Raw genomic sequence first — 11,045 nt, forward strand, 5'->3', positions numbered from 1 at the left:
CCACCATCCTTGCTACAGGTCTTTTTGTCAAAGGGACGATTTTCGCAAGCACTGAAAATGAATGTGCTAAACTGAGTAATCTAGCGAATTAACTAGATGCTCGGCCCTCTCTGAGCCGTTGAGCTCCCTCGCTTAGAGGTCAGCCAAGCGCCAACAAGACAGAGCGAGTCAGACAAGCGAAAGAGTTGCTCGGCGCTAATCAATTCGCTGGTTGTTTTTTAGAGGTGAGAATGGCTAAACGCCGTAATCTGAAAAAAGAAAAAGCTTTACGTAACGAAGCTTACGCGCGCAAGTATCGCAGACGGTCTAATGCAGGTCGTTTTGGCAAACGGCGCTACGCAAGTAAGAATACGACAGGTTCGGGCAGCAACTTCGATCGAAACGAAGGCGATAACGACGATAACAACAACAACAACGACGATGACAATCAATAAGTCAGTTTGACTGCCACTGGGCGAGTCGTCGTCTTGTTCGTAAGATTGAACGAGTTTGTTGCTCTCAACTGCCGAACAGTTTCAGATCTCGAACTGCAACATCTAAAAAGTTTTGGGTCATCGAGGAGGTGGCTCAAAACTTTTTGAGTTTTTGGGGAGTAGGGAGTAAGCTGCTCGCCATTGATATAGGAAAAAAATTCTACTAACCCAAATAGGGAGCAAGATGCTCCCCCTCCCAAGGGTTTCACCATGGACACGGCATTGCCATCATGTTGTTTAAATGTCTAACAGTTTAGCTTTTCCAAAGGCTCACGAACGGCGGAAAAGACCGATTTTCTAATTGCTGGTTGACCCAGAATGCCGCACGATCGCCCGAGTTTAATGCCGTTTCAATCGAACTAAAATGGCTTAAATGTGTGTTATCTTGGCACCAATCCCCCGCACAAGCGACGATCGCGGGCTGGGTGGACGCCAGTAGCGGTCCGTGGTGGGGACGGCGACAGAAGGCGTAACGCCAGCGATGGACTTGCCACCACTCCGGTCGGTCGAGCCAAGGAAACAATGTTTCTGAGGCGCGATCGCGCAATGCTTGTGCCACTAAAGTAAGATCGTTTGTATCTAAATAAGTTTCGGCAAATGCGGCGCTACTGTGGAACACGAAAACGGGGGCGCGATCGCCCGTGCGTTTGCTGCTTTCCCAACTCACCGAGGCGAGAACGGGGTCTCTTGGGAAGCGAACCGCGCGCCAGGGGGGCGATCGCCGCAGGATCTCCCCTTGTTTGTCCGGGGAATAGCCCGCGATCTCGGTAATGCACGGGTCATATTCCACCGATCGCGCGGTATCGAGGAAATGGGGCGAGAAATGGCCGTTTACCGTTTCTAACAGGGTCACCGCTTGCGGCGCGGGAGTGGCGAGGACGATCGCCGTCGCCGTTAACTCCATCGGCGTCGCGTCACTGCGATCGCTTCCCGTGGCTTCGAGGGCAATATACCAAGTACGATCCGGGGTGGGGGCGATCGCCACGGCCCGCCGTTGTCGCCAAATCTCCAGTCCGGAGGCGAGATATTTGGCGATTCGGTTGATCCCTGCGGGAGAAACATAGGCGGGCGACCAGTGCGTATTTTTTACAAAACTTTCGCCGTCGAATTCGTAAATCGTATCCGTCCAAGGGGCGATCGCCTCTCGCCGAGAGATCGCAGTAAGGATACCTTGCATGAATTTCCCCTGCACCGACCACGCGGGTAAACCGAGATCGGCATGGGTATCGTGCATTCGCCGGGTCGCAACTCGTCCGCCGACCCCTCGGGATTTTTCGACGATGACGACGCGATAACCGATTTGGCGTAATCGTCGGGCGGCGATCGATCCTGCCATTCCGGCGCCGACGATCGCCACGTCAACTTGGGGTAAATGATGATTTGAATCTTCTGATAAACGATCGTGCATGGCATCTGAAACTTGAGAACGAATCAAAATTGCGACAGGCGATCGCCGTTATTCCTAGAAATTTTCTTGACTGAAATTGGGCGATCGAGCAGTATTGACCCCTCGGCGATCGCCCAATTTTGACGAATAACGAAAGTTTATCCCCCCCCAATTAAGGCAGCCAAGGATATTGACGAAAGTCCGGCGATCGCTTTTCTAAAAAGGCTTTTTTCCCTTCCGATCCTTCTTCAGTCATGTAATACAACAAGGTGGCATTGCCCGCCAATTCTTGCAATCCCGCTTGACCGTCGCAGTCTGCATTAAATGCCGCTTTCAAACAACGAATCGCGATCGGACTTTTCTCTAAAATTTCTTGCGCCCATTTCACTCCCTCAGCTTCGAGTTGTTCCACCGGAACCACGCAATTGACTAAACCCATTTCTAAAGCTTGTTGGGCGTCGTACTGACGACAGAGAAACCAAATTTCTCGGGCTTTTTTCTGTCCGACAATTCGCGCCAAATAACTCGACCCAAAACCGCCGTCAAAACTGCCGACTTTCGGTCCGGTTTGTCCGAAAATTGCATTGTCCGCCGCGATCGTTAAATCGCAAATAACGTGCAGGACGTGACCGCCACCGATCGCGTATCCGGCGACTAACGCAATCACCACTTTAGGCATCGACCGGATCAGTCGTTGCAAATCGAGGACGTTTAAACGCGGAACCCCCGCATCGTCGATATAACCCGCGTCACCGCGCACGCTTTGATCGCCCCCCGAACAGAAGGCATATTTCCCATCGCTGTGCGGTCCAGCCCCGGTGAGCAGAACCACGCCGATATTGCCGTCTTCCCGGGCATCTAAAAACGCCTCGTACAACTCGAAAACCGTTTTCGGACGGAAAGCATTACGCTTGTGAGGGCGATCGATGGTAATTTTGGCGATGCCATCACTTTTGTGATATTGGATATCTTCGTAAGTTTTAACGGTTTGCCATTGGATGTCCATACAACTTATGCGATCGCGACTTCAGCTTGAGAATTGTACCGCTTTCGCGGCGAACGTGGGCAGTGGCGATCGCCTTTTCCCCACCAGTCCGTCCTCAAAAATCGTTTTTTTTCGGTTTTTCTCTTTGCCGTCGAGTGCCGATCCCCTAGATCCTACAAAGTTAGACTCGAATGCTACTCCCCCGAGTAAAAAAGAGATATTAAATCTGTATTTTCTTTCAAACGAGAAAAGTTTTAGTGCTAGTTTTATCAAACTTGGAGGCGATCGACCCTCACAACACTGAGGGGATCGACGGGCTGTTGTTTCCGCTTATTTTCCTCAATTTGTTCGATCAAACTCCAAAGCGCCAGGAACAAGATCGCAATCATAAATAAGATCGAAAATCCTATACTTCCCTCTTTCATGGAGATGCCCCCAGTATTTTTATTTAACTGGGTTTATTATTCCCGATCGCCTCTTGAATCTTATCGGATCTTAGGAAACAGCGATAATTCCGCGCAAACCACGGGTTAACCGACCGATTCCTTCCGCCGCCGTTTCTCGTTCTAACGCGCCATACGCCACCCGCAAATAACAACTCGATTCAATCCCGAAGGTCGTTCCCGGAATAGCCGCAACTCGATACTCGCGAATCAGTTTTTCGACGAGTTCCATCGCGTTTAAATCGGTATGCACTTTGAGCAGAAAATAGAAAGCGCCTTTCGCGTCGGGAATCGTACATAAATCGCGAATTGGTTCGAGTAAATCGAGAACGAGATGACGAACTTCGGCAATTCGATCGATGCGATCGCGACAATAAGCAAAACCTGCGGTTAAAGCACCACAGGCGGCAAATTGCGAGATCGCTGGAGGACAAATTAAAATCGTATCTTGAATCTTTTTCACCGAATCGAGTAAGTGCTTCGGTAAAACCATATAACCGATGCGCCAACTAGCAAATCCGTAAGCCTTGGAAAGACTAAATAAGGAAATCGTATGTTCGCCACTTCCAGGAATTGACCCCGCCGAAAAATGGTGCGCGCCATCATAAATAAAATATTCGTAAGCTTCATCGGTAATATGATAAATTCCGCGATCGCGACACAGTTTATTGACCGAACGTAAAGCGTATTCGCTATAAACTGCCCCGGTGGGATTATTCGGAGAAATGGTGACCACTGCACGAGTTCGATGGGTAATCGCCGCCGCGATCGCCTCCGGACGAAGTTGGTAATTTTCGTCAGTTTCGACGATGACGGCGCGACATCCAGCGATCGCGATCGCCATTTCATGATTGAAATAATAAGGGCTTTGAATAATAATTTCATCTCCGGGAGAGGCGATCGCCAACACCGCATTCATAAATGCCATATTCCCGCCCGCCGTGACGACAATACAGCGATCGTCAGTCATGTTAATCTGATTTTCACTGATGACTTTAGTTTCAATAAGATCCAGTAACTCGGGAATCCCTCGAACGGATTTATATTTATGATTGTCTGGATTGTCAAAAAAGGATAAAACTGCGCTTTTAGCTTGAGGTGGTGGCGGATAAGAAACCACCCCTTGTCCTAGAGAAATCGTTCCTGGATGCTGCCGAATCAACTCACCCACGACCGGGATAATCGGGGATTGAACCGCTTGCATTCTCAAAGTTTCTCGATTCATCTTGCCATTGAAGATAAAGAACTCAGCCATGACAATTATGGCCGATCTTTATGATAAATCCAATTTCCCGATCTGCAAAAAAGAATTAGAAATTGTTCCTTTTGCAAGCAGTGAAGCAGAGACTGTAAAATTTAGTCGTTTTGCGTCGATTGGGGGCGATCGGAAATTGAGAAACCCCGGGGGGCGTTGGGGGATTCAGTGGCTTGAATTTCAAAAGTAATGCGATCGCGGCGATCGCCACTGTTGACCTCGACCGTCCATTTTCCGATAGGAAGTTCGTAAAATAAGGAATTTTTTGCTTCAGTCGTTACCCGTTTCTGCACTCCCGCGCGATCGCCGATGCGCCATTCTACGGGATCGGCGGGAATTCCGGCTAATTTGAGTTGAATTTTTGCCGTTTCTTCGTGAGGCGTTAAGACGAAATAATCGTCATTTTGAGGAAAGACAATTTTAACGGGATCGGCGATCGCTTTGGGAGTGTTTTGTCGCGCCAACCATTCATGATAATCGTCGGATAAAGTGACCGGATGCGGGCGATCGTAGTTGGCTAAATCTTGAGGTTCAAAATATTCTAAAACTACTGCGGAACATTCCGGCGTCGGTTTGACCCCGGTGGTGGCGCAAATCGGGCGTTTGACGAAACCGGGAGGATTCGGAAAGGGGGCGGGTTCGCGGTTTTCGTGCAAGTGTAAAATAATACGATTCCACAAAGGGGCGGCCCCGGTGACGCCGGAGACTTGTTTCATGCGATCGCCGCTAAAATTGCCGACCCAGGTAGCGACGGTGTAATCGCGGGTAAATCCGACGGTCCAGGTATCGCGAAAGTCCGATGAAGTCCCGGTTTTAACCGCCGCCGGGAAGGGGAGGTCGAGGACGGATTCGACGCCGAAAGCGCGCGCCCGGGCGTAGCGATCGCCTAACATATCGATAATTAACGCCCAGTGAGAGCGATCGCCAATTTGCCGGGGATTGTGAGAAGTCGGGGCGTCGATTTGGGGGTTGAGGGCGATCGCCTCTCCCCGACGGGCGAGGGTAAGGTAGGCGCGGGCGAGTTCCCACAAGCTCACTTCACCACTGCCGAGGGCGAGTCCCAAGCCGTAATGTTCCGGGGATTGAGTGAGATGGTCGAATCCCAAGCGGTGGAGGCGATCGAGGAAGGCGGACACGCCTATATTTTCCAAAACTCTGACGGCGGGGACGTTGAGGGAGTTGGCGAGGGCGAGGCGGACCCGCGCGGGACCCAAAAACTTTTCGCTGTAATCGACGGGGCTGTATAATTTAGCCCCCGGGATGGCGTAGTGAGTGGGAACGTCGGCCAAAATCGTATTCGGCTGGATAATATCTTGTTCGAGGGCAAATTGGTATAAAAAGGGTTTGAGGGTCGATCCCGGCTGGCGTAAGGCTTGCACGCCGTCATTGCGTCCGAGGCGATCGTCGCCGAAGTAGTCGGGGGATCCGACGTAGGCGAGAACGTCTCCAGTCTGGTTGTCGAGGACGATCGCGGCGGCGTGGCGCACGTCGTGGGGGGCGAGGGCGCGCACCATTTGCTTGACTTGGGCTTCGGCAAATTCTTGTAAGGGGCGATCGATCGTCGTGGTCACTTGAGATACGGTGTCTGGCACTTGGTTTGCCAGCCAAAATAGGAAGTGAGGGGCGGCCTCAATGCCGCGATCGCCCGCTAAGCGTTGGGGCTGTTCGGCGTAGGCGCGATCGCGCTGCTGGGGCGTGATGTAGCCGTCGGCGACCATGCGATCGAGGACGTATTGCTGGCGCCGTTTGAGGGCGTCCCAGTGGGTGTTGGGGTTGAGGTGATTGGGGTCGTTGGGGATGGCGGCGAGTAAACTGGCTTGGGCGATCGTGAGATCGCTGGCGGGAACGCCGAAATAAGTGCGGGCGGCGGCTTCGACGCCGTAGAGATTGCCGCCCATCGGCAACCGATTGATATAAGCGTGCAAGATTTCGTCGCGACTCATGCCTGCGTAGAGGCGCCAGGACAGCCAAATTTCGCCGAGTTTGTGGGGGAGGGTGCGCGGCGCAGGTTCTAGCATCCGCGCGAGTTGCATGGTGATGGTGGAGGCGCCGGAGACGATCTGGCGGGCTTGGACGGCTTCGAGCAGCGATCGCCCGATTGCTTGCAAGTCTAACGCACCGTGTCGGTAGAAGCGCTTGTCTTCGGCGGCGAGGATGGCTTGTATAAAGTGAGGGGAAACGCGATCGAGGCTGACGACGGCGGTGCGATCGCGATCGCGGGTGAGGAGAGTCCCGAGGGGCAGTCCGTTGCGATCGCGAAAGACGATCGCCTGTTCGGTTTGGGCGATATCCGAGGCGCGAATCGGTATTAAATAGGGTAGCGATCGCGCGATTGCGGCGAGGAAAAGCAGCCCCAGGGCAATTTTCACCCCCCGTCGCTGTTTTACATTCAATTGATGCCATTTTCGCGCCGAAAACTCGGTGAGGGCGTTGAGTTTTGCCATCGTTCTGTTCCTGGGCGATCGCCGTCTTTTCTATTATGATGACTTTCTCGGGGGCGATCGTCGGTAACGGGAAATTTTAGGAAAAAATAAGGTTTTGAGAAAATCTGCGATCGAAAACCCTATTTTTCGTAACATCAAAAGGGGGCGATCGCTTATGATTTACTGCTCTTCTTTACTGCAAAAACAAGTTATGAAGCTTACCCCCTTTCTGTAGTGACCACTCTTTTTACATCGTTCCTGTATCCAATCCGTTAAAAGGCGATCGACGGTAGCTTACATTTTCGCTGTTGGGCGGTACATTTTCATCCCCCTAAATCCCCCTTAAAAAGGGGGACTTAGGGGGATTTAAGGGGAGTTTGGGGGATCTTTGCCTCTTGTCTCTCATGACAGCGCCAATTGCTGGATCTGTTTTAGAAAGGCGATCGTTCGAGAGAAATTCAATCTTGTTGGGTGGCAAATTTATAAGCCCCGATCGCCGATAAAATAACGGCCAAAATCAACAAAACGGCTACGCTGTACCAAGGAAATTGAGTGCTTTGATAGGCGGCAGCACGCAATCCGATACTCGTGTAAGTTAGCGGTAATAAATAAACCACACTTTTTAAGGCACTGGGAAGTTGCGCGGGATCGAAAAAGGTCGCACCGAGAAAAGACATGGGAACGATAATAAAATTATTATAAATCCCCACACTTTCTAGGGATTTTACACTCAATCCGACGATGACGCCCAAACCGGAAAAAACGGCGCAGTTGAGAACTAAGATCAGTAAAAACAGTGGGTTGAGAAAACTCCAGATTTTCCCGGTAAATAAAATAGCCACTAAAATTACCGATCCGGAAGTCATCAAACCGCGCAAAATTCCCGCCATCATTTTACCGAAATGTAAGGCGATCGGATGGATCGGCAATAAGAGCATTTCTTCAAAGTTTTTCGTGAATAACCGTTCGCCACAGATTGAAAAAACGGTTCCGCCAAAGCCAATGGTCATCGAAGAAAGGGCGACCATTCCCGGCAGCATGAATTCTAAATAACTATTGCCACTTCCCATCCCCGGTTTTAAGGTACTTCCCAATCCCAAACCGAAGGCGAGAATGTAAATGAGGGGAGAGACGAGTCCGGAGGCGGCGACTTGCACGATTCGGACGCGCAAATCCAGCCAGTCTCCCCATAAGATGGTGAGGCTGTCGGCCCAAATGGTTTGGATGAAGGATTTAATCGATTTGGGTGAGGAGGATAGAGAAAGTTGCGATTCCACGAGATTCGATACGTTAACGACTTTCAGGATGTTTACATTTTTTAATGTATCATGAAAACCGATCGCCGCTCGATCTCTCTATCTCTGGGAATGTTCTGGTATTTTGGCTTTTGGGTGGATTTTATAGGTCAAAATTGTACCCGATCGCCCCTCAAGTCAAATCGGGCAATTCGACGAGTTTGTTTCGGGAAGTTGCACCAGATTTAATCGTAATTTCGGACTTGCGAACTTTAAAAGTTTTCGCCAGTAATTCGATCAGTTCGTCGTTCGCTTTTCCTTCAATTGGCGGCGATTTTAAGCGAATGGTCAAGCTGCCATCGGCTTCGCGATCGATTTTTTGTTGTTTGGAGTTTGGTTTGACTTTAACTTTAATGAGGGGCATAATTTGGGGAGAAAACTCAGGCGCCGATCGCCGTTGCCAATTCTCGATCTAAAGCGGCTTTGGCTGCCTCTAAATCGTAAGCAAAACGGGGTTTCATGGGACGATAATCCCGTTCGATCGCCTTTCCATGTCGGAGTACGGCATTGACGACTAAACAGGGTTCGTCGCTGAAATTTAACGCCCCGTGGGGAACTCCCGGAGGAATGGTAATGACCGCCGGATGGCGATCGCTCAACGGCAGATAGCGATATTGGCGATTTTGTAACACTACTAACACAAAACTGCCGCGCACGACCAACAGGCGATCGGTTTGAAAGTGATGCACGAACAGGTCGTCAATGGCACGGGGCGGCACTTGCACGAGCATGGTTTCGTGACAAGATAGGGGGGTATAGAATTGAGCCATGCCGGATTGCATGGATTCTAAAACTTCAATTTCGACGTGTTTGTTTAAACCCATTGGAAACCGTCCTGAAACGATTTTGAAAGTTTCTTGATTCAGGGTAACGCTTTTGTTAATAAATCTTTGTAAAGATCGTTACGGGTTCGATCGAAAATATGGTATAGGTTGCTGCAATATCGAGTTTGTTTTGAAAAAGGTTGCAACCATCGAGGGCGAATTCCCTAGAAAAGCAATTCTCGCCAGTCAACGATCTTCAACAACGATCCTCAACGTCGTGCCATGAACTCTCCCACCCCACCCAAACGTCCCGATTACGCGCTCTATATCGTTCGCTTTATTTGCGGTGCTTTGGCAGGGGCCCTGGTCGGTTGGAGTGTGTTTGGCGGGGGAATGGACGGGATGGTGATTACGATCGCCTCTACGATCTTGTGTGGGGTGCTGGCGGCGTGGTGGGGCGATCGCTTTTGGCACTGTTTGGCGTCGTGGTTGCGCGGATAGGCTGAAAAGCGTTCAAAGCTCTATCGGAGGGTAGTTAAAGCCGTAGGGGCGATCGCCGGATAATGAAGGCAGCTCCCAATCGTGAGAAAATAAGTTTAATCACCTATGGCTCAACTGATTTTGATCCGCCACGGTCAAAGTACGTGGAATGCAGCGAATCGCTTTACCGGGTGGGTGGACGTTCCACTCGATCGCGTCGGACGCCGGGAAGCGATCGCCGCCGCCAGCAAACTCGGGGAATATGTCGTCGATGTGGCGTTTACCAGCTTACTGGTACGGGCGATCGAAACCACGGCGATCTGTCTGACGGAAAGCGAGGGTCTGTGTGGCGGCAAAAGCCCGGTATTCAAGCACGATGCCGACGATCCTCAATGGCATGGCTGGGATAAATACGAAGGGCATCGCGACGAAGAAATCCCAATTTTTCTCGCTCAGGCCCTCGACGAGCGCTATTATGGCGATTTGCAAGGGTACAACAAGGCAAAAATGGCCGAGAAAGTCGGTGAAGAGCAGGTGCATCGCTGGCGGCGATCGTTTGCGACCCGACCGCCTGGGGGAGAAAGCTTAGAAGACACGGCCCGCCGTACCCTGCCCTTTTTCCGCGATCGCATTTTGACGCACCTGAGAGAGGGGGATAACGTGTTAGTGTCCGCCCACGGCAATTCCCTGCGATCGATCGTCATGGAACTCGACGATCTCGACACCGAACAAGTCCCCGGGTTGGAACTGAAAACGGGAGTGCCTCTAGTTTACGAAATCGACAACACCGGGAAGGTCGCCGGGAAAACAGTTTTGAATTGAGCGATCTACTCGCTTCGTCATCCGGATCGATCGCGGTTACAAGTGGCGGAGCATATTAAATGCGGATTGGCTGGCCTGCGATCGCCCACCTGCGCGAACTTCCGGTAAGCTTATCTTAAGCGGTTGAGGAAACTCCCGGGCCGCACTCAGTTCGGCTTCGGCCTGTTTGAGGCATTGTTCGACCCGCCAGCGTTCCTTATCGTTTAGAGGCTTAGTGAGGCGATCTTGAGCTTTTTCCAAAGCGTGCTGAGCCTGCTGCACGTCGATCGCATCTCCCCGACAAGCATCGTTGACCAAGATGACCACCCGATCGTATTCGACTTCTGCCAGTCCTCCCATCACAAACACGGGAATCCAGACCTGTTGAAAGCGAATCCGCAGGACGCCGACGGTCACGAAGGTCACCAAGGAGGCGTGACCGCTTAAAATACCCAACAAGCCGTCTTTGCTAGGTAAGATTAATTCGTCACAAGGGGCATCCCAAATAACTTGCGATGGGGTAATGACTTGAACGTCTAAACTCATAAGCTAGTGCGCTCGGGTAAAACTCGAATCCGAATAACTGAGGAAAACTCTAGATTTTAAGCCAATCAATGCGATGGCGAAGACTCGGCGATCGCCGTTTCTTCCGCACGGACGCAATGACAAACGCAGCGAGTCTAGCACGAATCCCCGGCAATGGCGCTGCTGCCAAAGATACCAGAGAGTCATTCGGCGA

The 11,045-nt window shown here is 51.2% G+C and carries 11 protein-coding genes; 3 read left to right on the plus strand and 8 right to left on the minus strand.

Annotation, left to right across the window (positions count from 1 at the left end):
• The first annotated feature begins 230 nt into the window (after positions 1 to 230).
• On the plus strand, positions 231 to 434 hold the full coding sequence (locus tag HCG48_RS09215; RefSeq protein WP_168568894.1) for an Asl3888 family RNA-binding protein: 204 nt from the start codon (positions 231 to 233) through the stop codon (positions 432 to 434).
• Positions 435 to 726: 292 nt separating this feature from the next.
• Here the strand turns inward: HCG48_RS09215 and HCG48_RS09220 are convergent, their stop codons facing one another.
• The 7 genes from HCG48_RS09220 to HCG48_RS09250 form a co-directional block, all read right to left on the minus strand.
• On the minus strand, positions 727 to 1,881 hold the full coding sequence (locus HCG48_RS09220) for an NAD(P)/FAD-dependent oxidoreductase (RefSeq protein WP_168568895.1): 1,155 nt from the start codon (positions 1,879 to 1,881) through the stop codon (positions 727 to 729).
• A gap of 151 nt (positions 1,882 to 2,032) precedes the next feature.
• Complete coding sequence (menB, locus tag HCG48_RS09225; RefSeq protein ID WP_168568896.1) at positions 2,033 to 2,866, minus strand: 1,4-dihydroxy-2-naphthoyl-CoA synthase; 834 nt, start codon at positions 2,864 to 2,866, stop codon at positions 2,033 to 2,035.
• Between the two features lie 474 nt (positions 2,867 to 3,340).
• Positions 3,341 to 4,513 (minus strand): pyridoxal phosphate-dependent aminotransferase, encoded by a 1,173-nt coding sequence (locus tag HCG48_RS09230; RefSeq protein WP_168571823.1) that lies wholly within the window; start codon positions 4,511 to 4,513, stop codon positions 3,341 to 3,343.
• 131 nt (positions 4,514 to 4,644) lie between these two features.
• On the minus strand, positions 4,645 to 6,987 hold the full coding sequence (gene pbpC, locus HCG48_RS09235) for a penicillin-binding protein 1C (RefSeq protein ID WP_168568897.1): 2,343 nt from the start codon (positions 6,985 to 6,987) through the stop codon (positions 4,645 to 4,647).
• A gap of 437 nt (positions 6,988 to 7,424) precedes the next feature.
• Entirely contained in the window at positions 7,425 to 8,243 is an 819-nt protein-coding gene (locus tag HCG48_RS09240) for an ABC transporter permease (protein ID WP_168568898.1), read from the minus strand.
• Between the two features lie 151 nt (positions 8,244 to 8,394).
• Complete coding sequence (locus HCG48_RS09245) at positions 8,395 to 8,625, minus strand: DUF167 domain-containing protein (RefSeq protein ID WP_168568899.1); 231 nt, start codon at positions 8,623 to 8,625, stop codon at positions 8,395 to 8,397.
• A gap of 16 nt (positions 8,626 to 8,641) precedes the next feature.
• On the minus strand, positions 8,642 to 9,085 hold the full coding sequence (locus HCG48_RS09250; RefSeq protein WP_168568900.1) for a cupin domain-containing protein: 444 nt from the start codon (positions 9,083 to 9,085) through the stop codon (positions 8,642 to 8,644).
• Positions 9,086 to 9,307: 222 nt separating this feature from the next.
• Here HCG48_RS09250 and HCG48_RS09255 point away from each other — a divergent pair, with 222 nt between their 5' ends.
• Together HCG48_RS09255 and HCG48_RS09260 are read left to right on the plus strand one after the other, a co-directional pair.
• On the plus strand, positions 9,308 to 9,526 hold the full coding sequence (locus tag HCG48_RS09255; RefSeq protein ID WP_168568901.1) for a hypothetical protein: 219 nt from the start codon (positions 9,308 to 9,310) through the stop codon (positions 9,524 to 9,526).
• 105 nt (positions 9,527 to 9,631) lie between these two features.
• Positions 9,632 to 10,327 carry a 2,3-bisphosphoglycerate-dependent phosphoglycerate mutase gene (locus HCG48_RS09260; protein WP_168568902.1) on the plus strand — a complete coding sequence of 232 codons (696 nt, stop codon included), beginning with the start codon at positions 9,632 to 9,634 and terminating at the stop codon, positions 10,325 to 10,327.
• Positions 10,328 to 10,363: 36 nt separating this feature from the next.
• Here HCG48_RS09260 and atpC read toward each other — a convergent pair whose 3' ends face one another.
• Positions 10,364 to 10,852 (minus strand): ATP synthase F1 subunit epsilon, encoded by a 489-nt coding sequence (gene atpC / locus HCG48_RS09265; protein ID WP_168568903.1) that lies wholly within the window; start codon positions 10,850 to 10,852, stop codon positions 10,364 to 10,366.
• Positions 10,853 to 11,045 lie beyond the last annotated feature (193 nt).

It is taken from the genome of Oxynema aestuarii AP17 (assembly GCF_012295525.1).
In the GTDB taxonomy this organism is placed as follows: Bacteria; Cyanobacteriota; Cyanobacteriia; order Cyanobacteriales; family Laspinemataceae; genus Oxynema; species Oxynema aestuarii.